Raw genomic sequence first — 25,384 nt, forward strand, 5'->3', positions numbered from 1 at the left:
TTTTGTAGTAGTTTTGCATTGATTTTGCGGGACACAAAAACTATATAACATTAATTTCAGTATAAATATAACAACATTTGTGCCAAACTTTTAATTATGGGTAAACATTTAACAAAAAGAACAGAAGACTATTCTAAGTGGTATAATGAGCTAGTTGTAAAAGCAGATTTAGCAGAAAACTCGGCTGTAAGAGGCTGTATGGTAATAAAACCCTATGGTTTTGCTATTTGGGAAAAAATGCAAGCTGAACTAGATAAAATGTTTAAAGAAACAGGTCATGAAAATGCTTATTTTCCGCTTTTTGTACCCAAAAGTTTGTTTGAAGCTGAAGAAAAAAATGCAGAAGGTTTTGCAAAAGAATGTGCTGTTGTTACACATTATAGACTACAAAATGATCCTGATAATGAAGGGAAATTAAGAGTAGATCCAGAAGCAAAATTGGAAGAAGAATTAGTAGTTAGACCAACATCAGAAGCTATTATTTGGAATACATATAAAGGATGGATACAGTCTTATAGAGACTTACCTCTGTTAATAAACCAATGGGCAAATGTTGTACGTTGGGAAATGAGAACACGTTTATTTTTAAGAACTGCAGAATTTTTATGGCAAGAAGGTCACACAGCACATGCAACCAAAGCAGAAGCTGTTACAGAAGCTAAACAAATGCAGGAAGTTTATGCAGCGTTTGCAGAAAACTTTATGGCAATGCCTGTAATTAAAGGTATTAAATCTGATAGTGAACGTTTTGCTGGAGCAGAAGACACCTATACAATAGAAGCGTTGATGCAAGATGGTAAAGCATTACAAGCAGGAACAAGTCACTTTTTAGGTCAAAATTTTGCCAAAGCTTTCGATGTAAAATTTACTTCTAAAGAAGGAAAACAAGAACATGTTTGGGCCACTTCTTGGGGTGTATCCACACGTTTAATTGGTGGTTTAATTATGACGCATTCTGATGATGCAGGTTTGGTTTTACCTCCAAAATTAGCACCAATACAAGTTGTAATTGTGCCAATTTATAAAGGTGAAGACCAGTTAGAAGAAATTTCTAAAAAAGTACATGTTTTTACAAAAGAATTACGCAAAAAAGGCATTTCTGTAAAGTTTGACAACAGAGATACTTTTAGACCTGGTGCAAAATTTGCTGAATATGAGTTAAAAGGAGTGCCTGTTAGAATTGCTATTGGAAAAAGAGATTTAGAAAATAACACTGTAGAAATTGCTAGACGAGATACTTTTGAAAAACAAACAGTATTGCAAGACAATTTAGTAAATGTTGTGAGTTCTCTATTAGAAGAAATTCAGGAAAACTTATTTCAAAAAGCAATAGACTTTAGAAAAGAACATACTACTGTTGTAGATAATTTTAAAGAATTTGAAAAAGCGATAAAAAAGAAAGGTGGTTTTGTATCTGCTCATTGGGATGGTACTGAGGAGACAGAAAATCGAATAAAAGAATATACAAAAGCAACCATTAGATGCATACCAAATGACACTAAAGAAGAAAACGGAACCTGTGTTTTAACAGGAAAACCATCAACAAAAAGAGTGCTTTTTGCAAAGGCATATTAATTTTTTAAAAAAAATTAAAAAATAATTGCAGAATTTAAAAAACGTTGTATATTTGCATCCGCAATTGAGAGATATTTAATTGTTATGGTCCGTTCGTCTAGGGGTTAGGACGCCAGGTTTTCATCCTGGTAACACGGGTTCGATTCCCGTACGGACTACAAAGTTTTAATAAAAAAACGAATAAAAGAAATTATGGCAAATCATAAGTCAGCATTAAAAAGAATTAGAAGTAACGAAGCTAAAAGGTTACGTAATAAATATCAGCATAAAACTACAAGAAATGCTGTAAGAGACTTACGTTCTATTGAAGATAAGAAAGATGCAGCAGGAAAATTAAACACTGTTATTTCTATGTTAGATAAATTAGCAAAAAACAACATTATTCATAAGAATAAGGCTGCTAATTTAAAATCTAAATTAACAAAACATGTTGCTGCATTGTAGTAACAAATAAAATTATTATAATTTAAAAGCTCTGAATTTAATTCAGAGCTTTTTTTGTAGTAGTATTTTTAAAAAACCACAAATTACCAATCGTAATTTTTATGTGCATCTAATCTAATAAATATAAACAGTAAGATAGTAAAACCCCAAAGCGATGAACCACCATAGCTAAAAAACGGTAAAGGGATTCCTACAGTTGGCAACAAACCTATCACCATACCAATATTAACAATTACATGAAAAAAGAGAATTGAAGCTAGACCATAGCCATAAATTCTACCAAACTTATTGGTGTGTGTATCTGCTAAATAAATAATTCGATAAAGCATTAGCATAAATAATAAAATTACAGAGGTTGTGCCAAGAAACCCCCACTCTTCTCCTATAACACTAAATATGTAATCTGTATGTTGTTCTGGTACAAAATCTCCCTGAGTTAAATCTCCTTTTAAAAAGCCTTTACCTGTAAAACCACCAGAACTAATTGTTAATTCTGATTGATACGAATTGTACCCAATACCTTGATTGTCTTTTTTAAGACCTAAAAGTATCTCGAAACGATCTCTATGATGCTGTTTAAATAGATTGTTATAAGTGAAACCTGTACCTAAAATAAAAATACCTATTATTAAATATATACCTAATATTTTATACCAATTAAAACGAAAAAATCGCTTTCCCCCTCTATATAACGCATACCCTGAAAATAGAGTAATGATAGAAAACAAGGAAACTAAAACCCATTTGACACCCAATAGAATTGTTAAGAGAAACAAGACAATTATAGCAACACCTAGTAAAATGTAATTTAAGGTTAAACCTTCTCTATTTAAAACAAAAAAGAAGGCAAAATAAATTATGGCAGAACCTGCATCTGGCTGCAACATGATTAAAAAAGCTGGTATAAATATAATGACAAAAGCCTTTATTTGATTTTTAATCAACTTAAAATTATATTGTCTATCACTTAATAATTTTGCCACAGCTAGGGCTGTAAAAGCTTTTACAAATTCTGAAGGCTGCAAACCAATTACACCGAAATTATACCAAGAAGTTGCGCCATTTATTTTTTTTCCGAAAAGAAACAATCCAACAAGAGAAATCAATGAAACAACATAGAGAACACTTGCAAATTTTTCGTAAAATTTAGCGTTAAAAAAAAGAATTATAATAATTAAAGGAATTGCTAAACAGATAAAAATAAGTTGTTTCCCATATTTTGTAGAAAAACTTAACAAAGGTTCAATATCTTCTGTTTTAGAAGCCGAATAAATATTTAGCCAACCAAAACCAACCAAAACAGCAAAGATAAGTACTAAAAACCAATCTATACCTGCAAAAATATTATTTCGTTCCTGACGCAATTTCTTTAGTTTTTGGTATTAATTTATCGTATTCTGATTGTAAGCTCATTGCGAACATATTTTGCTCTCTATATTTTGTTTTTTCAGAAATCTCTCCATTTAAATACTTTTCTATCAATAAACTTGTAATTGGTGCAGCAATTGTAGAGCCATAACCACCATTTTCTACAAAGATAGCAAGGGCAATTTTTGGATTTTTCTTAGGAGCAAAAGCTACTAAAATAGAATGATCTGCTAATTGTTCTTTTACACCATTTATAATAGCAAAATTTTCTGAGGTCCCTGTTTTTCCGCAAATTTCAATTCCTTTTACTTGACTCCATTTACCTGTTCCTGTTTTAAATACCTCGTGCATTGCTTCAACTACAGGATTAAAATGCTCTTTAGCTATGGTGGTTTGTTTTTTTACAGTATAATCAGCTTGTGTAATAGGAGAATTATTAACTTTTTTTAAAATATGAGGTGTGTAAAAATAACCTCTATTAGCAATTGCAGCTGTAAAGTTTGCCAATTGTATGGGGGTTGTTAAAACTTCTCCTTGCCCAATTGCATTCGATATTGTTGAAGAACCATTCCATCTGTAATTTAATCTTGCATCGTAATAATCTCCGCTAGGAATTAGCCCTGGACTTCCAGCGGGTAAATCATATCCTAAATAATTGCCCAAACCAAAACTTTTTACATGTTTACTCCAATTATTTAAACCTTTGGTTGGTTGGTTGTTTTTTTCTACGATTCTTTTATAAGTATTAGAAAAATAACTATTACAGGATTTTGCTATGGCAGTAGTTAGAAAAATTTTTCTTCCATAAATCTCACAATGACACTTCATGTATTCATTTTTTCTGCCTCCGTATCTATAGCCACCATTACAGTAAACTCCAGTATTTTTATTAATAACACCTTCTTGTAAACCAATTAAGGCATTCATCATTTTAAATGGAGAACCAGGAGGGTACGCTGCTAATAAGCCTCTATCATATGCAGGTCTACTAATAGTGTCATTAAATAAAAGTACCGAATTTTTTGATCGTTTTCTACCTACTAGCATGTTTGGATTGTAGGTAGGGGCTGTTACCAAAGCTAAAATCTCTCCAGAAGAAGGTTCTATTGCTACAATACCACCTCTTTTACCTTTCATTAATTTTTGTGCATACTGCTGTAATTCTATATCTAAAGTTAAAGTTAGATCCTTTCCATTTTCTGCTAAAGTGTCTTGCTCTCCATTTTTATAAGAACCTGTAACTTTATTTAAATTATTTCTTTTAAAATATTTTTTGCCTTTTCTACCTCTTAAATACTGTTCGTATTGTTTTTCTATGCCGTCTTTACCTATTAATTCACCGGCTTGGTAGTAATCACTTTTTTTTGCCAAAGCTTCATTTACTTCGCCAATATACCCTAAAACATTAGCCGCAGCATTTATAGGGTAGTCTCTTATAATTCTTTTTTGAATGTAAAAACCTTGAAAATTATGTAACTTTTCTTGTAGAAAGGCAAAATCTTCTTTTGCTAGTTGCTTTAAAAAAACAGAAGATAAATAAGGTGCATAATTGTTCGCTTTTTCAAATCTATGTAAAAAATCTTCTTTAGAAATTCTTAAAAGATTACAAAACTCTAGGGTATCTAATGGTTGTACTTGATTGGGTTGCACCATAACATCATAAGAAAGTTGATTTGCCACCAATAACTTTCCGTTTCTATCGTAAATATATCCACGTTCTGGATAATCGTACTCGACTTTTACTGCAGCACTGTGGATGGGATCATAATTATCTCTACTTAAAATTTGAAGTTGAAATAAACGTCCTATAAAAACCAAACACACAACTGTGATTAGAAAATAAAGTAAAAAACCTTTTTTCATTATTGTTTTTTAGTAAAAATAAACGTTGCTATGAAATATAATAATAACGTAAAAACACTTGAAAAAAGTGTATTTAATAATACGTTAGTAATATTTTGAAAACTAAAGTTAGCAAAAGTAAATAAGATAAAATGATGAATTATTGTTAAAGTTACCACATAGTTAAAAACTTTACCAAAAGACTCTGTATGAATATCGAAAAATGGATAATCTGCCTCGTATTTTCTAAAATATAACTTTATAAAAAACAATCTAACATAAGCAATAAATAAGATTGCAAATGCATGTATACCTCCAGAATCTGAAAATATATCTAAACCTAAACCTAGTAAAAAAGCTAACAATAAAAATAAGAATCTGTTTTTATTTAAAGGGAATAAAAACACAAAAGCAATATATAAATAAGGATTTACGTAACCTAAAAACAAAATATTATTTAATACAAATACTTGTAAAAATAATAGAATTAAAAACAATAGTGTAAAATAGACTATTTTATTCATTGTTTGTATTTTCTAAAGTTTCTAACTCTAATTTATGTAAGTTTTTAATTACATAAACTGGTCCCAAATTACTCATATCATTAAACAACTTAACATCTATACTATTATTTACAGTACTTGTATTATTGACTTTGATGACAGACCCAATTAAAATTCCCTCTGGAAAAATAGCAGACCTACCTCCTGTTTCTATGGTATCGCCTACTTTTATAGGCGCTTGTCTTGGTATATCTGTAAGCTGAACAACATTGTAGTTTTCTCCATTCCATTTTAACGACCCAAAGTAGCGGTTGTTTTTTAAACGCGCGTTTATACTACTATTTTTATTTAAAATTGATTGCACCCGTGTATAATTACTAGTAGAATTATCTGTAATTCCAATAATTCCTTTACTATTTATAACCGCCATTTCTCTTTGTAAACCTTGCTTTTTACCCTTATTTATAGTTAAAAAGTTAAAAGCATTTGCATAACTATTTTTTATAATATCTGCATTTAAAAAGGTATATTTTTGAAAATACAAAGTAGCGTCTACTATAGCGGAGTCTTTATTTAAGCTTACAATATTTTTAAGCTCTAACAGATTTCGTAAGTGCGTATTTTCCTCTAGAAGAATTTCATTTTCTGACTTTAAACTAAAGTAATCAGAAATGTTGGCAACTTGAGAATATAATCCACCAGAAATGGCATTAGCAGAATTTACAAACTTACTTTTTTGAAAACTAAGATTATTAAACGTAATTGCTAAAGCAATGAATTGCAACAACAAAAAGAATAAAAAATATTTAAACTTTTGAAAAAAGTAAATAAGTTGTTGCATTTTTTAAACGAGTAGGTTTTTATTTCATTAATACATTTTTGTATTTATCTAACTCTTTTAAAGCAATACCTGTACCACGAACCACAGCTCGTAAAGGGTCTTCTGCTACATAAACTGGTAAATCTGTTTTACGAGATAACCTTTTATCTAACCCCCTTAACATAGAGCCACCTCCTGCTAAATAAATACCTGTATTGTAAATATCAGCAGCTAGTTCTGGTGGTGTTTTAGACAAAGTTTCCATGACAGCGTCTTCTATTCTAAGAATAGATTTGTCTAGAGCTTTTGCAATTTCTCTATAAGAAACTTGTACTTGTTTTGGTTTACCACTTAGTAAATCTCTACCTTGAACTAACATGTCTTCTGGCGGATTTTCTAAATCTTCTGTAGCTGCACCAATACTTATTTTTATTTTTTCTGCGGTAGTTTCCCCAACATATAAGTTATGTTGCGTACGCATATAATACATAATGTCGTTGGTAAATAAATCTCCCGCCACTTTTACAGATTGATCACAAACAATACCTGCTAGAGCAATTACAGCAATTTCTGTTGTACCTCCACCAATATCTATAATCATATTTCCTTTTGGCTCCATTATATCTACCCCAACACCAATTGCAGCTGCCATCGGTTCGTAAATTAGATAAATTTCTTTGGCATTCATGTGCTTTGCAGAATCACGAACGGCTCGTTTTTCTACTTCTGTAATTCCAGAAGGAATACAAATTACCATACGCAAAGCTGGTGGAAACAACTTCTTTTTAATTGATGGAATTTGCTTTACAAACTCTTTAATCATCTCTTCAGAGGCCTGAAAATCTGCAATTACACCGTCTTTTAACGGACGAATTGTTTTGATGTTTTCATGGGTTTTTCCTTGCATTAAATTGGCTTCTCTACCAATTGCAATGATTTTTCCGCTAATTCTATTTCTTGCAACAATTGAAGGACTGTCTATAACCACTTTTCCATTGTGAATTATCAACGTGTTTGCAGTCCCTAAATCAATCGCAATATCTTCCGTCATGAAATCAAAAAAACCCATAAAATATCTTTGTTGTATTATTTTAACTACTGTATTACAAACTTACTAAATTTCTGATTGTAAATACACTATAAATTATTAATGTTTAAAATGTCTTGTACCTGTCATTACCATAGACAAATTATTCTCATTACAATAATCTATACTTAATTGATCTTTTATAGATCCACCAGGTTGTATTACACTTTTTACACCAGTCTTGCCAGCAATTTCTACACAGTCTGGAAATGGAAAAAATGCATCACTTGCCATTACTGCACCATTTAAATCAAATTTAAAACTAGTTGCTTTTTCTATGGCTTGGTTTAAAGCGTCTACTCTACTTGTTTGTCCTGTACCACCTGCTAATAACTGTTTGTTTTTTACTAAAATAATGGTATTTGATTTTGTGTTTTTACAGAGTTTAGATGCAAACAACAAATCTTCTAACTGGCTATCTGTTGGCTTATGGTTGGTTACGTATTTTAAATCTTCTAATTGATCTGTTACGTTGTCTTTATCTTGTACTAAATTACCATTTAAACAAGTTCTTATTGTTGTTTTTGGTAAGGCAACATCTTTCTGAATTAATATAATTCTATTCTTTTTTCCCTTTAAAATTGATAAAGCTTCATCTGAATAACTTGGCGCAATAACTACCTCACAAAATAAGGTATGAATTTCTTCTGCAGTTGCAGCATCAATTTGTGTGTTTGCAATTAAAATACCACCAAAAGCAGAAACTGGATCTCCAGCTAAAGCATCTACATAGGCTTGTTTTATAGTATCTCTTTGAGCAAAACCACAAGCATTATTGTGTTTTAAAATGGCAAAAGTTGGTGCTTCTCCTTTAAATTCTTCAATTAAATTTACAGCAGCATCTACATCTAGTAAGTTGTTATAACTTAATTCTTTACCATGCAACTTATCAAACATATCTTCTAAATCGCCAAAGAAATATCCTTTTTGATGAGGGTTTTCACCATAACGTAAAACTTGTGCTTTTGTTTCGCTAACTTTTAACGCTGGTTCTTCGTCTGCATTAAAATAATTAAAAATTGCAGTATCGTAATGAGAAGAAATATTGAAAGATTTTGCTGCAAATTTCTTTCTTTGAGCAATAGTAGTTTTTCCTTTACTTTCTGATAAGATTGTTAGAAAATCATCATATTGATCCATAGAAGAAACAGTAAACGTATCTTTAAAGTTTTTAGCTGCGGCTCTAATTAAAGAAATACCGCCAATATCTATTTTTTCTACAATATCTTGCTCAGAAGCGCCAGAAGCTACTGTTTTTTCAAACGGATATAAATCTACAATTACCAGATCTATTTGCGGAATATCATATTCTTTTAACTCAGCAACATCACCTGCGTGATCTTGTCTGTTTAAAATACCACCAAAAACTTTTGGATGTAATGTTTTTACTCTACCTCCTAAAATAGAAGGATAAGAAGTAACATCTTCTACTGGAACAACAGAAATACCAAGATCTTTGATAAATTTCTCTGTACCTCCTGTAGAATAAATTGTTACGTTTAATTCGTTTAACTTTCTCACAATTGGCTCTAAACCATCTTTGTGAAATACTGAAATTAATGCAGATTTAATTATTTTTGAAGTGCTCATTTAGTGTTGTGTTGTTAAGCACACAAATTTAGTAAATTGAACCTACTAAGACAATAAAAGATAGTAACAAAAATCAAAAGTAATTAACATCTATTGCACTTACACTTTTGTTTTAAAGTTTTCTACCAAAGGTGAATAGTTTCTCACTTATTTTTTCTTTTTTGCCTATGGTAAATATTATAAATCTATAACTTTATTATAAAATTGTTGACACTTTTTTACATACGTATTCTAAAAGTTCTTCGTCCTTTGTTGTAAAAGTGTTTGCTGTATTTGAATCTATATCTATTTGTCCAATATTTTCTCCATTTACAAAAATAGGAATTACAATTTCTGATTTCACCTTCCAACCACAAGAAATGTAGTTATCTTGCTCTGAAACATCTTGTACCACAAAGTTCGTATTAGAAACTGCTACTTGCCCACAAATACCTTTTCCAAAAGGAATAATAGTATGCGCTGTTTCTTCGCCTGTATATTGTGCTAATTTCAGCTCTTCTTTATCATCATTTTTAAAATAAAAACCTACCCAATCATAATAAGAAATTTCATTTTCCAACAAGTCGCAGATTGCCTGTAACCTATTACTTACGTTTGTTTTTTCTGCAATAATTGTTGCTACTTTATTTTTTAAAATATCAATTTCCATTTTTGTATCTTCATTTAATAAATAAGTTGCAAATTTAAATGATTTTCTATTGTAAAAAGACATGAAAACACCCTCATTTTGTAATAAAATTTCCTATAAATATATATTGTAATTCGAAATTTGTAAATTTGTATCATTAATGAAAAAAGCGTTTACTAAAATAACATCTTTATTACTAGCCCTTTTAGTACTACTTTCTACCTTTTCTTTTACGGTAGAGACGCATTATTGTGGCGATTTTTTAATGGATATTTCTTTTATTGGTCATGCTGATGATTGTGGTATGGAAATGGAAAAAAAATCATTTTACAAAAAGAAAAACTGCTGTAAAGACGAGGTAATAACTGCAAAAGGGCAAGATGAGTTACAACAATTTAATGAGTTAAAATTAGATTTTGATAAACAACAGTTTGTAACTGCTTTTTTAATTTCTTACCAAGATTTATTTGTAGAAAAGGCATCGAAAAACATTTTTTACAAAGACTTTTCTCCACCTGATATCCCAAGAGATTATCAAATTTTACATCAATCTTTTTTAATTTGATTTTTTAATATTATCAACTATCAAAATCACTTCTTAAACTAGAAGTAATGGTTATTTATTATTAAAAATCAATATCAATGAAAAAAATTATATCTAGTAGTTTTTTACTACTATTCCCAATAATTATTCTTGCACAAACCAACTTAAAAGGAATGATTATGGACAAACAAAACCCTAAAAATCAATTAGGTGTTCCTGGCGCCACAGTAAATTGGCTAAATACTAGTATTGGTGTAGTTACCAATGAAAAAGGTTGGTTTACAATACCCTACAAACCTGAATATAAAAAACTAGTTATAAGCTACATTGGCTTCAAAACAGATACCATAACCATTACTAGTTTAGAGCCTATTCATCATTTTATTACTCCTGAAAATAATTTAGAAGAAATTACCATAAAAAGCAAACGAGATGCTGTACAAAAATCTTTATTTGCTACCACAAATATATTTACAGTAAATAATGATGAGTTGTTAAAAGCTGCTTGCTGTAATTTGGCAGAAAGTTTTGAAACAAATCCATCTATAGATGTTAGTTTTTCTGATGCTTTAACAGGCACAAGACAAATACAAATGTTGGGATTAAAAAGCCCATATTTATTAATAACTCAAGAAAATGTGCCTTCTGTAAGAGGAGCTGCACAAGCTTTTGGATTAACTTTTACTCCAGGAACCTGGGTAGAAAGCATTCAAATTACCAAAGGTGCAGGTTCTGTAGCCAATGGTTTCGAAAGTATTTCTGGACAAATTAATGCTGAATTGGTAAAACCTTTTTCTGACAACAAATTATTTATAAACGCTTACAGTTCTTTAAATGGACGCTTAGAACTTAACACCCATTTTAATGAAAAAATTTCTGATAAATGGCAAGCTGGCTTGTATATTCATGGAAATTATAGAGGGCAAAAATTTGATAGAAACCACGATAATTTTTTAGATACACCATTGGCAAATCAAATAAATGTAATGAATCGTTGGCAATATACAGATGCACAAAATGGCTGGGTTAGTTTTATAAATTTTAGATTTTTAAATGATGAAAAACAAACGGGCGAATTAAACTATAATCCTGAAACAGATAAAGGAACCGCCAATGCTTGGGGAAGTGAAATTGACACCAAACGTTTTGAAACCTCTGCAAAGTTAGGCTATGTTTTTCCTGAGCTTCCGTTTCAAAGTTTTGGACTTCAATTTGCTTATAGCAACCATCAACAAGGTTCTTATTTTGGATTGAATGTTTACGATATAAAGCACGAAAGTTTATATGCTAACCTATTATTTAATTCGATAATTGGTGATACTAGAAACAAGTTTAAAACAGGAATTAGTTTTACATCTGATAATTATGAGGAACTTGTTGAAGTAGGACCTTTTGATGAAAATTTAAATAGAAAAGAACATTCTTTTGGTGCTTTTTTCGAATATGCATTCGATAATTTAGACAATTTTAGTTTTACTGCTGGTTTAAGAGTAGATACACATAATTTGTTAGGTAACTTTATAACACCAAGATTACATTTAAGATATGCACCTTGGGAAAATGGGGTTTTTAGAGCTTCTGCAGGAAGAGGTAAAAGAAGCGCTAATATTTTTACTGAAAATCAGCAATTATTTGCAAGTTCTAGACAAATTAATATTGACAATGTAGGTGGAAATATTTATGGTTTAAATCCTGAAATAGCATGGAATTACGGTGTTTCTTATATGCAAAAATTCAAACTTTTTGAGCAAAAAGGAGATTTAACCTTCGATTTTTACAGAACCAATTTTAGCAACCAAGTTGTTGTAGATTGGGAAAACCCACAAGAAATTTCTTTTTACGATTTAGATGGTAAAAGTATTGCCAATAGTTTTCAGGTTGAATTGTATTATCAATTAAGCAAAGGTTTTAATTTAAGAACCGCCTACAAATATTTTAATGTAGCTACCGATTATAAAAGCGGTAATTTGCAAAAACCTGTTCAGCCTAAAAATAGATTTTTTGCAAATCTATCTTACGAAACTAGTTTACAAGAAAATGGTGCACAATGGAAATTTGATACTACTTTTAATAATATTGGAAAACAGCGTTTACCAAATACAAGTAGCAACCCAAGCCAATATCAAATAGTGGAATTTTCAGATCCTTTTCAATTGTTAAATAGTCAAGTAACTAAAGTGTTTTCTAATCAATTTGAAGTGTATGTAGGTGCAGAAAATTTAACCAATGTTCAACAAAAAAATCCTATTTTAGCAAGTGATAATCCTTTTGACCCCTATTTTGATACTACCATTGTGTATCAACCAATTTTTGGTCGCGCCATTTATGCAGGTTTACGATTCAAAATTAATTAAATAACATAAAAATGAAAAAAATAATATTTATACTTAGTCTATTCTTATTTGGCTTTTCTATACAAGCACAAGAGGCAATTCAGAAGAAAAACAAAAATGCTAAAGTTACTTTTAAAGTAGATGGTATTTGTGGTATGTGTAAAAAACGTATAGAAACTGCTGCATTAAAAACAAGAGGTGTAAAATTTGCTATTTGGGATGTAAAATCTCACCAGTTAAATCTAATTATGGACGAGCGTAAAACAGATGTAGCCACAGTTCAAAAAAACATTACAGCAGTTGGGCATGATGTTTTATTAGACAAAGATAAAAAATTAGTAGCATCAGAAGAAGCTTATAATTCTGTGCATCCTTGTTGTAAATATAGGGATGAAAAAATTGTTTTAGATCATGAAGGTGATGTAAAAAAGGTAAAGAATTAAGTGTCTAAAAAGCCTTACCAATATAAATATGTAAGGCTTTTTAATTTTATGCTATGCACTAAATTAATAGGCTGCGTTAGGGATTGAAATGGCATCCTTTTTTTTTTTTTATAAAATTAAGCAATGTAGTTTTATAGAAGAAACCTTGTTGCATTAAAAGCTACTAAAACCACTTAAGCATAAAAAAAAAAGATATAATGGAAAGCCCGTTAAAACGCCCAAAAAATAAAATTACTTCGATACTTTCTCTCCAATTGTTAAAAGCTCATTCCACTGTGTAGTAAATCTTGGGCTTCTATGCTTTTTTATTAATCCCCATTCTTTTTCTCTGTTACCCACGGTTGCTAATTTTACCTTGTTTTTACCAAACTTGCTATTAAGCTGGTCTATAACATCAGATAGTTTTTTACTTTCTGCTTTATGCTCTTGATGAAAAAGGCTTATTTGCACTTGGTTTTCTGGAATTAAATGAAATAAATGAACACCTACTTTTTTGTAACGGTACCCAGGTTTGTATATTTTTTTTAATCCTTTTAAAGCTTCTTTGGTTAATTTTATAGTATTGTTTGTAGGCGTATCTAAAGTGATAATTATTTTATTGCGATACTGATTATCTAGATTGCTAAAAGAATTGGTGTGTAAAAAAACTTCTATACAACCTGCTGCAGAACCTTGTTGACGCAACAAATCTGCCACTTCTGCAACGTAAAAACTAGTAGCTTCTGAAATGATACTGTAGTCTGTTAACTTTTTTCCGAAAGATTTTGCTGTACCAATGCCTTTTTTGGGTTTTACAATGTCTACCAAATTATGGCAAGGAAAATTGTTTAGCTCTCTCCATAAGCGCTCTCCCACAACTGTCATTTCTTTACGCACCCAAGCCAAAGGCATATTTGCAAAATCTAAAGCTGTTTTTGCTCCTGTATTTTCTACACGAATGGTGTGTTTACGCCCAATACCCCAAATATCTTTTACTTTTGCTACTTGTAATAATTTGGTTCTTTTTTCTTCGGTGTCTATTACTAAAACTCCTTTGTTTTCTGGAATTTTCTTTGCAAATTTATTTGCAATTTTAGAGAGCGATTTTGTTTTTGCTACTCCTACTCCAACAGGAATTCCCGTGTTTTTATGTACACTATTTTTTATTTTATGGGCAATTTCTTCAATTTTATCTGCTGGGTAGTGTGATAAATCTACAAAGCTTTCATCTATACTATATTCTTCTACCATTGGTGAAAATTCTCGTAACGTATCCATTACTCTTTGAGACATATCTGCATACAATGTATAATTAGAAGAAAAACAGGTAACATTATTCGCTTTTAAAATGTCTTTAATTTTAAAAACTGGTTGAAACATTGGTATATGTGCCAATGCTTTTGCTTCTTTATTGGCTGCAATAATACAACCATCGTTATTGCTTAAAACTACTACTGGCTTGCCTTGTAAATCGGGTCTAAAAACTTGTTCGCAAGACGCATAAAAGCTATTACAATCTACTAAAGCTATCATTTTAAAATTTTAAAGAGAGGCTTAATTATTTACTTACCATAATGATATCTACAAGCAGCAATAAACAACTTTTTATTTTCATATTTGTACACTAATCTGTGTTCAGAAGTAATTCTTCTAGACCAGTAACCCTGCAAATCACCTTTTAAAGCTTCTGGTTTCCCTATTCCTTCAAATGGGGTTCTAATACAGTTTTTGATTAATTCATTTATCCGTTTTACAACCTTTTTATCAACTTTTTGCCAATATAAATAATCATTCCAAGAAGCAGTAGACCAAATTAACTGCATCTATTCTACTAATTTTTTTTCAATCCCATTTCCATCTTCTAGCTCTTTTATAGAGTTTAGTAAAATATCTCTATTTTTTCCTGAAAGTAAATAATTGGTTTCTTTAAGCGAATTGTATTCGTCTAAAGAAATTAAAACCAAATCTTTACCATTTTTTCTTTTGATAACAACGTCACTCACGTCATTAATTACTTTTTCAAACCAATGTTTTAAATTGCCACGAAAATCTGTGTAGTTTACTATTTCCATACTACAAATATAATTAAAAGTACTTAATTAGGTACTTTTTATGAGTGTTTTTTTTATCTACTACAAAGTAGATTTTATAATGTAGGTAATTACACCCCAAAGTTGAATTTCTTCTTTAGAGTTGGTATCTATTCTTGTAATTTGAAAAGCACCTTCTTTTGCAATTACAGCTAACTGATTATTTTTAGGCGATAGAGATTTATCGATTATCAAAACATCTTTCTCTAAAATATCAAATTCAGCAAAACTATTATCGATAACGCGTACGTAAAAAGTGGCGGAAGGATTGTTTATTAAAACATCGTTTAAATCTATTCTGGGTTCTGTGTAATGTGTGGCAGGACTAGAAAAACCCGTCTGTTTTGGACGCGCAACTCTGTAACTTTTTTTGGTTTTTTGCACCAATTTTGTCTCTCCTAATTTCACACTTTAAAATTACAAGAAAAAGGAATTGATAAATGTTAATTTTAAAGAAGTAATTAACAAATTTTAATTTTAGGAAACTCTCAATAGAAGATGCTGAAATAAAATCAGAAAAAAGATAAAAAGAGTACGTATTTCGTCTTTTCTCAAGATAAATTCCGGCCTATTAAAACGCTCAAATAAAAAACTCTTTCAAAGAAACTGAAATAAATTCAGTTCAAATGAAAGAGTTTTTAAGTTTTATAGTTAGATTCTTGACTGCGCAAAAATAATAACATCTATTAGAATTAGTAACTAAAAACTAAAGTCTAGTATCTGTAATGTTCTGGCTTATAAGGGCCTTTTACAGTAACTCCAATATAATCTGCTTGGTCGTTACGTAATTCTGTTAGCTCTACACCAATTTTTTCTAAGTGTAATTTTGCTACTTTTTCATCTAAATGTTTTGGTAACATGTATACTTTATTTTGATAAGCGTCTGCATTGTTCCAAAGCTCCATTTGTGCCAACGTTTGGTTGGTAAATGAGTTAGACATTACAAAACTTGGGTGCCCAGTTGCGCAACCTAAGTTTACCAAACGCCCTTCTGCTAAAATAATAAGATCTTTACCATCTATGGTATATTTATCTACCTGAGGTTTGATTTCTACTTTAGTATCGCCATAATTATTGTTTAACCAAGCAATATCTAATTCGTTATCAAAATGCCCTATGTTACAGATAATTGTTTTGTCTTTTACACCTTTAAAATGTTCTTCTTTTACAATATCTTTATTCCCTGTTGTAGTAATAATGATATCTGCATTCCCCATAACTGTTTCTAGCTTCTTAACTTCAAAACCATCCATAGCCGCTTGTAACGCACAAATTGGGTCTATTTCTGTAACTGTAACAATAGAACCTGCACCTTTAAAAGAAGCTGCTGTACCTTTACCAACATCTCCATAACCACAAACTACTACTCTTTTACCAGCTAACATTATATCTGTTGCTCTTCTAATTGCATCAACAGCAGATTCTTTACAACCGTATTTGTTATCAAATTTTGATTTGGTTACAGAATCGTTAATATTAATTGCTGGCATTGGTAGTGTGCCGTTTTTTACTCTTTCGTATAATCTATGAACTCCTGTTGTAGTTTCTTCTGATAATCCGTTAATGCCTGCAGCCAATTCTGGATATTTATCTAAAACCATATTGGTTAAATCTCCACCATCATCTAAAATCATATTTAATGGCTTTTTGTCTTCGCCAAAAAATAAGGTTTGCTCTATACACCAGTCAAATTCTTCTTCATTCATTCCTTTCCACGCATACACAGGTGTACCTGTTGCAGCAATTGCAGCAGCTGCTTGGTCTTGTGTAGAAAAAATATTACAAGAGCTCCAAGTAACCTCTGCACCTAAAGCTTGTAAGGTTTCAATTAAAACTGCAGTCTGAATGGTCATGTGTAAACAACCTGCAATTCTTGCACCTTTTAAAGGTTGTGCATCTCCATATTCTTCTCTCAACGCCATTAAACCTGGCATTTCAGCTTCTGCTAACTCAATTTCTTTTCTTCCCCAATCTGCTAGAGAAATATCTTTTACTTTAAATGGTACGTAAGCTGTATTTGTGCTCATATTTTGTATCTTTATATTCTATTTTTTAGAGGTGCAAAGATACGACTTAGATTTTAAAATATATGGCTCTTTACAAAACATTAACGGTTAACAAAACTACTAAAGTACTGATTTGGAAGATTGAAGAATCTATTGCTGAATTAAAAGAAAACACCCAACTTTCTAAAAAAAGTGAAACTCGCTTAAATTCTATGAGGTCTGAGTTGCACCAAAAAGGTTTTTTAAGCATTAGACATTTGCTAAAAAACGTAGGTTATACAGATTTTGATTTAGTTTATGATGCCTTTGGAAAACCGCATTTAAAAGATGGTAAATACATTTCTATTACGCACTCTTTTACTTTTACTGCTATTATTATTTCTGATGATTTGCATGTGGGTATAGACATTGAAAAACAGCGAGATAAAATTTTAAAAATAGCGCATAAATTTACGCCAATAGAAGAATATAAAACCATTGCAAACCATGATGCTTTAATTAGTAAATTAACCATTGTTTGGGGAGCTAAAGAGAGTTTATATAAAATTTACGGAAAGAAAAAACTACGATTCTTGCATCACATTTATATTGAGGATTTTAAGTTTGCTGATGAAAAAACAAGTGGAGAAATTAGATATAATGGTGAAAAAATGACTTACAAAATAGCCTTTTTAGAGTTTGAAGGTTTTACTTGTGTTTATGCCCATTAAGTTGTTTTTAAAAATAATTGTTTAAAATTTTCTTGGATTTTTTGCTGTAAAATTTCCAAAGGCACACCTTTTAGTTTTGCCACTTTTACGTAAACCTCTACAATGGCATCGTCTTTATCATCGGTTTCTAAAAAAAGTTTTTCTAAAGGCACTTTTGCAACCACTTCTTGTAATTTTTTATGGTTGATAATGGCTGTCCCAAAAGATAGTAAAATTCCGTTTTTTAATAAACTTTGGGCAACTTGACAATTTTTATTGAAACCATGAACAAGCCAAACTTGTGTTGGTTTTAGCTCTTTTTTTAACTCTACAATGTCTTGATACGCTTTTACACAATGAATTATTAAAGGTTTTTGGTATTTTTCTGAAAACTGAATTTGCTTTTTAAACACGGTTTTTTGCAGCTCAAAATCGGTTTTTATAACTTTATCTAAACCACACTCACCCAAAGCCACACAATTTTTATGTTGTAGTTTTTTGGCTAGTATTAAAAGTTCTGCTTCAATTTTATTTTTATTGATAAACCAAGGATGAATACCTATAGAAAAAGGGGAAGTAAAATCTAATGAAACTGGATATTTATTTGCTACGGAAAATACGTTTTCGGAAAGTTGTTTTTTATGTGTATGGATGTCTATAAAATCCAAATCTTTATTCTTTGTTTTTAGAATCTATAATGATGGTTACTGGGCCATCGTTTAACAATTCTACTTTCATATCTGCACCAAACTCGCCAGTTTGTACTTTTTTATCGAGTTCTATTTCTAAAGTTGACACGAATTTCTCATACAAAGGAATAGCAATTTCTGGTTTTGCAGCTTTTATATAACTAGGTCTGTTTCCTTTTTTGGTTGCTGCATGTAACGTAAACTGACTTACTACTATTACTTCTCCATCGCAGTCTTTTAGAGAGTTGTTCATTACGCCATTTTCATCATTAAAAATGCGCAGATTTGCAGTTTTTCTAACCAAAAAATCAACATCTTTTTGACTATCATCTGTAACAATACCTAATAGAACCAATAAACCTGTTTTTATATTGGCAACTTTTTCATCATTAATAGTAACGCTTGCTTTTGATACTCTTTGAATTACTATTTTCATAATCAGTCATTATCTTCTTCGTTCCAAATATCGGTTCTAAAGTGTTCTGTTTCTTCTTCTCCTTCTATAATTTGCAGGTAACTTTTGTAACGAGACCAAGAAACTTCTTCATTTTCTAACGCTTCTTTTACAGCACAGTGTGGCTCTTTTAAATGGATGCAATTGTTAAACTTACAGTCTTGCTTTAGGGCAAAAAACTCCGGAAAATAATCGCCCAATTCGTATTTATCCATATCTACCACTCCAAAACCTTTGATACCTGGTGTATCTATAATTCTGGCGTCAAAACTTAAATCGAACATTTCTGCAAAGGTTGTTGTGTGTTGCCCTTGTTTGTGTTGGTCTGAAATTTCTTTAGTTTTTAAATCTAAACTGGGCTCTATTGCGTTTACCAATGTGGTTTTACCAACTCCAGAATGTCCTACAAACATAGAAGTTTTACCTTGCATCATTTCTTTTACAGTAGTTACGTTTTTCTTTTCGGTTGCAGATACTTCTACACACTTATAACCAATAGCTTCGTAAATATCTTTGAGGTATAAAATTTCTGCTCGTTCTTCAATTTCGTAGGCGTCTATTTTATTAAATACTAAAATTACGTCTATTCTGTAGGCTCTTGCAGAAACTAAAAAACGGTCTATAAATGTGGTAAATGTAGGTGGATTATTTATGGTGATTAATAAAAAAACTTGATCTATATTGGCAGCAATAATATGTGTTTGCTTAGACAGGTTTACAGATTTACGAACAATAAAATTTTCTCTATCTAATATTTTTTTTATGACTCCTGTTTCTTCATCTCCTTTTTTTTCGATATCAAATTGCACTTGATCGCCAACCGCAATTGGGTTGGTACTTTTAATGCCTTTGATTCTGAATTTGCCTTTAATTCTACATTTATGAAAGTTTCCTAAAGTATCCTTTACAAAATACCAACTTCCTGTAGATTTGTATACTGTTCCTGTCATTATTACAAAGATGCAGAATTTTAAGTAATTATTTGGATGTCAGTTCGAGTGATTTTCGATTTTTTTGAGAAAATTGTATCGAGAACTTGTTAAAATTGAGAAAACTTCTGGATACAATTTTCTGAAAAAAATTTGATTCGAAGTAATAGTGTGTTAAAAGTTTACTTTATTAAACTAACAAAGAAGACTCTTTAGGTTTTTAAAACCTGAAGGGTCTGAAAATATGATAAAAGTTCGTTTTACAAACTTCCGTTTTTTAGTTTGCCATACGCGTTAAGGATTGAGTGACCTGTTTGAGCTCTTTTTTGTTGTTTACAAAAAAAGCGAGTAACGAAAGCCTTACCCTTGTGGTAACGCACAAAAAAAGCCACAAATTCGATAATTATTTACGAATTTGTGGCTAATAGTTTTGATAAAAAAATACTAAATCGAGTTCAGCATAAATTACCCGTTAATAATTTTTTCTTGATGATTGATAGATTCTTGGTGAATTGCTTTAAACATTTTTAAAACAAATTCTTCGCTTAAACCTTTGCTACTCCCTTCTAAAACCATGTTTCCTAAAATCTCATTCCAACGTCTAGATTGTAAAACAGCTACATTTTTTTCTTTTTTTAATTCGCCTATTTTGTCAGCAACTTGCATGCGTTTTGCTAGCAATTGAATTAATTGCTCATCTACCACATTAATTTGAGCTCTTAAATTCTCTAAAGACTCTCTGTATTCTGGGGCAGTTTCTGTGGTTTTCTTGATTTTTAAATCTTCCATAATCTGCTTTAACTTTGTAGGTGTAACCTGTTGTGCAGCATCTGACCATGCATTATCTGGATCCCAATGGGTTTCTATCATTAAACCATCAAAGTTTAAATCTAAAGCGGCTTGCGAAACATCAAAAATCATTTCTCTATTTCCTGTAATATGCGATGGATCACAAATTAGAGGTAAGTCTGGAAAACGATTTTGAAATTCAATAGCTATTTGCCATTCTGGAACATTTCTATATTTGGTTTTTTCATAGGTGGAAAAGCCTCTGTGGATTGCTCCTAAATTTTTAATTCCTGCGGTATATAATCTTTCAATACCACCCAACCATAATGATAAATCTGGGTTTATAGGGTTTTTTACCAATACAATTTTATCAGTCCCTTGTAAGGCATCTGCTATTTCTTGCATTATAAAAGGAGAAACTGCAGTTCTTGCACCAATCCATAATAAATCTACATCATTTTCTAATGCTAATTTACAGTGCGCAGCATTGGCAACTTCAGTACAGGTTTTCATACCTGTTTCTTCTTTAACCTTTTTTAACCAACCTAAACCTAAGGCACCAACGCCCTCAAAGTTTCCTGGTCTTGTTCTTGGTTTCCAAATTCCTGCTCTATAATAGTTTACATCAGAATCTTTTAATTCGTGCGCAATTTTTAAAACCTGTTCTTCGGTTTCTGCACTACAAGGCCCTGCTATTACTAGTGGATGTTCAAGTTTCATATCATCCAACCATGTTCTTAATGCTGCTGTATTCTTCATTTTTCTACTTATTTTGGCTATTATTTTATGCCGTTTAAAATTTGTTTTATATAATTTGTGTTCTCCATTTGGTTAAAAATTTCGGAGAAATTATCTTGTTGCATCAATTCTTTAAAATGTTGCAAATTGCTAATGTATTCTTCTAAAGTTTCTATTACGTTTTCTTTATTCTGCTTAAAAATTGGGGTCCACATTGCTGGACTACTTTTTGCTAAACGAACTGTAGATTCGAAACCAGAACCTGCCATATCAAAAATATCGCGCTCGTTTTTTTCTTTATTAATTACTGTTTTACCTAACATAAATGCGCTTATGTGAGATAGGTGCGAAACATACGCAATATGTTTATCATGAGAAACTGGGTCCATATAACGAATACGCATTCCAATAGCTCTAAAAAGCTCTAAAGCTTTTTCTTGTAATTTAAAAGTTGTTTTTTCTACTTCGCAAATAATATTGGTTTTCCCTTTATATAAGCCAGAAATTGCTGCTGTGGGTCCAGATTTTTCTGTTCCTGCAATTGGGTGACATGCTAAAAAGTTTCTTCTTCTTTTATGATGTTCAACCTCTTTACAAATAGCTTCTTTTGTAGAACCTGCATCTACCACTAAAGTGTTATCTGATATTTTGTCTAAAATAGTTGGTAGTAATTTTACAGTGGCATCTACAGGAATAGACACAATTACCAAATCTGCATTTTCAAGATCGTCTAAAGTTGCTTTTTTATCAATTAGTTTTAAATCTAATGCCTTATTTAAGGTTTCGGCTTTTCTACTAATACCATGAATTATAACTTCTGGGTTGTAGTTTTTAATATCAATCGCAAAACTTCCTCCAATTAAACCAATGCCGATGCAAAATATATTTTTCATATTGATAATACTTTAAGCTAAAAGCTTATGACTTATAGCCTATTTATTGCTTCTTTAATTATTTCTTTTGTTACACATAACGAAAAACGAATATAACCTTCGCCTTGAGAACCAAAAATAGTTCCTGGTGTTATAAAAATATCTTTATCGTATAAAACTGCATCTGTAACTTCTTCAGATTTTTTTCCTTCAGGAATTTTTGCCCAAACAAATAAACCTGTTGCATTTTTACTGTATTTTGCATCTAATTTATCTGCCAATTGCCAAATGAGTTTTCTGCGTTCTTGGTACACTTTATTTTGTGCTACAAACCAATTATCAGACAATTGCAAAGCCTCTACAGCTCCTTTTTGGATACCGTAAAACATCCCAGAATCCATATTTGATTTTACTTTTAAAATCTCGTTGATAAAATTGGCATTTCCTAAAACCATCCCAACTCGCCAACCAGCCATATTAAAGGTTTTACTTAAAGAATTTAACTCTAAAGCAATGTCTTTTGCCCCTGCTACTTGTAAAATACTTATTGGGTTATCGTTTAAAATAAAACTGTATGGATTGTCATTAATAATTAAAATTTGATGCTTTTTACCAAAAGCAACCAACTTTTCAAAAGTTTCTAAAGTTGCATTGGTACCTGTTGGCATATGTGGATAGTTTACCCACATTATTTTTACATCACTTAAATCTTGTTGCTCTAATTCTGTAAAATTAGGTTGCCAATTTGTAGCATCGCTTAAATTATAAAACAAGGGTTCTGCACCTACTAATTTTGTAACAGAGGTATAGGTTGGGTATCCAGGATTTGGAATTAAAACTTTATCACCTTCATTTAAAAAAGCCATAGAAATATGCATAATCCCTTCTTTGCTTCCCATTAATGGCAACACTTCATTTTCTGGATTTGTAAGCACAGAAAATTTATTTTTATAAAAATTAGTGATGGCATTTCTTAACTCAGGTAATCCTTGATAAGATTGATATTTGTGTGCCGAAACATCATTTAAACTCCCTTGAATAGCTTCTAAAACTTTTGTTGGCGGTTTTAAATCTGGTGAACCAATTCCCATATTGATAATAGGTTTTCCTGCAGCCATTAACCCCCTAACTTCTCTTAATTTTTTTGAGAAGTAGTATTCTTTAACGGTATTTAATCTTTTTGCTGATGCTATCATTTTCTACCACTTTTATAAGTTCCTAAAATCTTAAATTCTTCTGCCATTATTTCTATAATTGACTCTGCTTTTTGATAATCTTTGTAATCGTCAAAAGTAATATCTACAAAAAACGAATATTTCCAAGGAGTTTTTATTACGGGCAATGATTGAATTTTGGTTAAATTCATTTTACAATCGCTTAGTACATTTAAAATAGTTGCTAAACTTCCTCTTTTATGGTCTAATTGAAATTTTAAAGACGCTTTATTTATTTGATTTACTCTATGATTGGGTTCCGTAGTTTGTACAATTACAAATCTTGTCGAATTTTGTTTAATCGTCTGAATTTCATCTTCTAAAACTTGCAAACCAAAAATATCTGCAGCAATTTTTGGTGCAATTGCAGCAATGCCTTTTAAATTTTCTTTGGCAATTCTTTTAGCAACCTCAGCAGTATCTACATCTTCTACCAATTTAATTTGTGGGTGGTTTTTAAAAAATTCTTTACATTGTAACAATGCCATTGGATGCGACCAAACTTCTTTAATATCTGAAATACCTTGACCTTTTAAAGCCATTAAATGATGGTGAATATTTAAATACTCTTCATCTATGATATGTAAGTTATTACTATCAATTAAAGCATAATTAGGTATAATTGAACCTGCAATGGTATTTTCTAAAGCCATTACCCCAAGACTTGCCTCTCCTTTTAACAAGCTATCTACCAAAGCATCAAAAGACATACATTCTATTAATTGAATGTTGTCTCCATAAAAGTCTTTTGCAACTTTATGGTGGTTTGAGCCTTGAGCTCCTTGTATGGCAATAATTTTTTTCAAACTTTTTAAATTATATCAAAAAAAAAGCCTCGAAGTAAATTCGAGACTTTATATTTTAGAAATGTTTTTAACAACATGATACAAAGTCTCTCCTCTTACTAAAAAAGTAAAAGTAAAAATAGAAACGAGTAAAATTGTTATTTGACATTTTATGCTCTTTATTTTGAGCTACAAATCTAGATATTAAATTTAGATATACAAATTTAATTTATAATAATATATAAAAATTTACAATTTGTTAAAAATAAAGCAATAAAGAGCTATTTATTTATGAATTTTTATAAAAAAACAAACACTTGGTATATATGTCGAAAAATACAAGCCTATATATTTACCAGAAACTTTTTTAATTTGGTATCTAAGTTTACTTAAAAACAGCAATTTAGACTATAAAATAGTAAGCTATTAAAGTTTTTTAATAAAAAAATAATCTTATATTTGCACCTTCAATAGAAAATCTGTTGAAATACATAAAAATCATTTAAATAATATTGGCATGTACTTAACTAAAGAAGTAAAAGAAAGCATCTTCGAAAAACACGGTAAAGGAAAAAACGATACGGGTTCTTCAGAAGGGCAGATTGCGTTATTTACGCACAGAATTAATCACTTAACTGAGCATTTAAAAAACAATCGTAAAGATTATAATACAGAACGTTCATTAGTAATGATGGTAGGTAAACGTAGAAGTTTGTTAGACTATCTAAAGAAAAAAGATATTGCAAGATACCGTGCAATTATTAAAGAATTAGGAATTAGAAAATAATTCTTACACTAAAAAAGAGGAGCTATAAACGCGCCTCTTTTTTTGTTTAAAATTCTTTTGGGTTACCCCAAAAACAAACAAAAATATATTCTGTCTAACAAACAGACTATATATAAAAAATCAAAAATAGTAACAGCATTTTTGAATTTCCATTGGAAAACACACAACAAAACAACAACGCAACAA

26 protein-coding genes and 1 tRNA gene are annotated in these 25,384 nt (G+C 30.6%); 8 read left to right on the forward strand and 19 right to left on the reverse strand.

All coding sequences use genetic code 11. The annotated features are described in order from the left end of the window. Positions 1 to 96 precede the first annotated feature (96 nt). From proS to rpsT, 3 genes are all read left to right on the forward strand, one after another. Entirely contained in the window at positions 97 to 1,575 is a 1,479-nt protein-coding gene (proS, locus tag AC2D6T_RS09455; protein ID WP_484681316.1) for a proline--tRNA ligase, read from the forward strand. An 86-nt stretch (positions 1,576 to 1,661) separates the two neighbouring features. Then, positions 1,662 to 1,733: transfer RNA gene (locus AC2D6T_RS09460), tRNA-Glu, on the forward strand. 34 nt (positions 1,734 to 1,767) lie between these two features. Further along, positions 1,768 to 2,019 carry a 30S ribosomal protein S20 gene (gene rpsT, locus AC2D6T_RS09465; protein ID WP_438989159.1) on the forward strand — a complete coding sequence of 84 codons (252 nt, stop codon included), beginning with the start codon at positions 1,768 to 1,770 and terminating at the stop codon, positions 2,017 to 2,019. 83 nt (positions 2,020 to 2,102) lie between these two features. Here the strand turns inward: rpsT and rodA are convergent, their stop codons facing one another. The 7 genes from rodA to AC2D6T_RS09500 form a co-directional block, all read right to left on the reverse strand. Continuing rightward, a complete protein-coding gene (gene rodA, locus AC2D6T_RS09470) occupies positions 2,103 to 3,383 on the reverse strand; it encodes a rod shape-determining protein RodA (RefSeq protein ID WP_438989158.1) in 1,281 nt (426 codons plus the stop codon). Then, a complete protein-coding gene (mrdA, locus tag AC2D6T_RS09475) occupies positions 3,364 to 5,250 on the reverse strand; it encodes a penicillin-binding protein 2 (RefSeq protein ID WP_484681317.1) in 1,887 nt (628 codons plus the stop codon). The genes rodA and mrdA overlap by 20 nt, the downstream gene beginning before the upstream one ends. Next, the gene (locus AC2D6T_RS09480; protein WP_484681318.1) at positions 5,250 to 5,753 is read right to left on the reverse strand and encodes a hypothetical protein; all 504 of its coding nucleotides are present in this window, start codon (positions 5,751 to 5,753) and stop codon (positions 5,250 to 5,252) included. The genes mrdA and AC2D6T_RS09480 overlap by 1 nt, the downstream gene beginning before the upstream one ends. Continuing rightward, entirely contained in the window at positions 5,746 to 6,573 is an 828-nt protein-coding gene (gene mreC, locus AC2D6T_RS09485; RefSeq protein ID WP_438989155.1) for a rod shape-determining protein MreC, read from the reverse strand. The genes AC2D6T_RS09480 and mreC overlap by 8 nt, the downstream gene beginning before the upstream one ends. A 19-nt stretch (positions 6,574 to 6,592) precedes the next feature. Continuing rightward, positions 6,593 to 7,621, reverse strand: a complete 1,029-nt coding sequence (locus AC2D6T_RS09490; protein WP_298947595.1) for a rod shape-determining protein — start codon at positions 7,619 to 7,621, stop codon at positions 6,593 to 6,595. 78 nt (positions 7,622 to 7,699) lie between these two features. Continuing rightward, positions 7,700 to 9,229, reverse strand: a complete 1,530-nt coding sequence (gene purH / locus AC2D6T_RS09495) for a bifunctional phosphoribosylaminoimidazolecarboxamide formyltransferase/IMP cyclohydrolase (RefSeq protein ID WP_484681319.1) — start codon at positions 9,227 to 9,229, stop codon at positions 7,700 to 7,702. A 196-nt stretch (positions 9,230 to 9,425) separates the two neighbouring features. Then, positions 9,426 to 9,878 (reverse strand): GAF domain-containing protein, encoded by a 453-nt coding sequence (locus tag AC2D6T_RS09500; RefSeq protein ID WP_484681392.1) that lies wholly within the window; start codon positions 9,876 to 9,878, stop codon positions 9,426 to 9,428. 139 nt (positions 9,879 to 10,017) lie between these two features. On the opposite strand from AC2D6T_RS09500, the gene AC2D6T_RS09505 reads away from it, so the two are divergent. The 3 genes from AC2D6T_RS09505 to AC2D6T_RS09515 all read left to right on the forward strand — a co-directional run bounded on the left by AC2D6T_RS09505 (position 10,018) and on the right by AC2D6T_RS09515 (position 13,177). After that, positions 10,018 to 10,422, forward strand: coding sequence for an HYC_CC_PP family protein (locus tag AC2D6T_RS09505; protein WP_438989152.1), 405 nt, complete (start codon positions 10,018 to 10,020; stop codon positions 10,420 to 10,422). A 77-nt stretch (positions 10,423 to 10,499) separates the two neighbouring features. Beyond that, positions 10,500 to 12,755, forward strand: coding sequence for a TonB-dependent receptor (locus AC2D6T_RS09510; RefSeq protein ID WP_484681320.1), 2,256 nt, complete (start codon positions 10,500 to 10,502; stop codon positions 12,753 to 12,755). Positions 12,756 to 12,766: 11 nt separating this feature from the next. Continuing rightward, entirely contained in the window at positions 12,767 to 13,177 is a 411-nt protein-coding gene (locus tag AC2D6T_RS09515; protein WP_484681321.1) for a heavy-metal-associated domain-containing protein, read from the forward strand. Positions 13,178 to 13,408: 231 nt separating this feature from the next. Here the strand turns inward: AC2D6T_RS09515 and AC2D6T_RS09520 are convergent, their stop codons facing one another. The 5 genes from AC2D6T_RS09520 to ahcY form a co-directional block, all read right to left on the reverse strand. Then, complete coding sequence (locus tag AC2D6T_RS09520) at positions 13,409 to 14,689, reverse strand: Y-family DNA polymerase (protein ID WP_298947586.1); 1,281 nt, start codon at positions 14,687 to 14,689, stop codon at positions 13,409 to 13,411. A gap of 29 nt (positions 14,690 to 14,718) precedes the next feature. Beyond that, positions 14,719 to 14,979, reverse strand: coding sequence for a Txe/YoeB family addiction module toxin (locus AC2D6T_RS09525; protein ID WP_484681322.1), 261 nt, complete (start codon positions 14,977 to 14,979; stop codon positions 14,719 to 14,721). Then, positions 14,980 to 15,228, reverse strand: coding sequence for a type II toxin-antitoxin system Phd/YefM family antitoxin (locus tag AC2D6T_RS09530; protein WP_484681323.1), 249 nt, complete (start codon positions 15,226 to 15,228; stop codon positions 14,980 to 14,982). Between the two features lie 60 nt (positions 15,229 to 15,288). Beyond that, on the reverse strand, positions 15,289 to 15,654 hold the full coding sequence (locus tag AC2D6T_RS09535) for a S24 family peptidase (RefSeq protein ID WP_484681324.1): 366 nt from the start codon (positions 15,652 to 15,654) through the stop codon (positions 15,289 to 15,291). A 305-nt stretch (positions 15,655 to 15,959) separates the two neighbouring features. Next, a complete protein-coding gene (ahcY, locus tag AC2D6T_RS09540) occupies positions 15,960 to 17,273 on the reverse strand; it encodes an adenosylhomocysteinase (RefSeq protein ID WP_484681325.1) in 1,314 nt (437 codons plus the stop codon). Positions 17,274 to 17,335: 62 nt separating this feature from the next. Here ahcY and AC2D6T_RS09545 point away from each other — a divergent pair, with 62 nt between their 5' ends. Then, entirely contained in the window at positions 17,336 to 17,962 is a 627-nt protein-coding gene (locus AC2D6T_RS09545; protein WP_484681326.1) for a 4'-phosphopantetheinyl transferase family protein, read from the forward strand. Here AC2D6T_RS09545 and AC2D6T_RS09550 read toward each other — a convergent pair. The 7 genes from AC2D6T_RS09550 to AC2D6T_RS09580 form a co-directional block, all read right to left on the reverse strand. Next, positions 17,959 to 18,609 carry a TatD family hydrolase gene (locus AC2D6T_RS09550; protein ID WP_484681327.1) on the reverse strand — a complete coding sequence of 217 codons (651 nt, stop codon included), beginning with the start codon at positions 18,607 to 18,609 and terminating at the stop codon, positions 17,959 to 17,961. The two genes, AC2D6T_RS09545 and AC2D6T_RS09550, sit on opposite strands and share 4 nt — an antisense overlap. Positions 18,610 to 18,613: 4 nt before the next feature. Beyond that, entirely contained in the window at positions 18,614 to 19,066 is a 453-nt protein-coding gene (gene dtd / locus AC2D6T_RS09555; protein ID WP_298947576.1) for a D-aminoacyl-tRNA deacylase, read from the reverse strand. Positions 19,067 to 19,068: 2 nt separating this feature from the next. Then, the gene (gene rsgA, locus AC2D6T_RS09560) at positions 19,069 to 20,034 is read right to left on the reverse strand and encodes a ribosome small subunit-dependent GTPase A (RefSeq protein WP_298947574.1); all 966 of its coding nucleotides are present in this window, start codon (positions 20,032 to 20,034) and stop codon (positions 19,069 to 19,071) included. A gap of 444 nt (positions 20,035 to 20,478) precedes the next feature. Next, a complete protein-coding gene (locus AC2D6T_RS09565) occupies positions 20,479 to 21,561 on the reverse strand; it encodes a chorismate mutase (protein WP_438989147.1) in 1,083 nt (360 codons plus the stop codon). Between the two features lie 20 nt (positions 21,562 to 21,581). After that, positions 21,582 to 22,433 carry a prephenate dehydrogenase gene (locus tag AC2D6T_RS09570; protein WP_484681328.1) on the reverse strand — a complete coding sequence of 284 codons (852 nt, stop codon included), beginning with the start codon at positions 22,431 to 22,433 and terminating at the stop codon, positions 21,582 to 21,584. Between the two features lie 32 nt (positions 22,434 to 22,465). Beyond that, complete coding sequence (locus AC2D6T_RS09575; protein WP_484681329.1) at positions 22,466 to 23,608, reverse strand: pyridoxal phosphate-dependent aminotransferase; 1,143 nt, start codon at positions 23,606 to 23,608, stop codon at positions 22,466 to 22,468. After that, positions 23,605 to 24,432, reverse strand: a complete 828-nt coding sequence (locus AC2D6T_RS09580) for a prephenate dehydratase (RefSeq protein WP_484681330.1) — start codon at positions 24,430 to 24,432, stop codon at positions 23,605 to 23,607. Before AC2D6T_RS09580 ends, AC2D6T_RS09575 begins: the two co-directional genes overlap by 4 nt. A gap of 496 nt (positions 24,433 to 24,928) precedes the next feature. On the opposite strand from AC2D6T_RS09580, the gene rpsO reads away from it, so the two are divergent. Next, on the forward strand, positions 24,929 to 25,198 hold the full coding sequence (gene rpsO, locus AC2D6T_RS09585) for a 30S ribosomal protein S15 (RefSeq protein WP_438989144.1): 270 nt from the start codon (positions 24,929 to 24,931) through the stop codon (positions 25,196 to 25,198). Positions 25,199 to 25,384 lie beyond the last annotated feature (186 nt).

It is taken from the genome of Polaribacter sp. YIW18 (assembly GCF_057219325.1).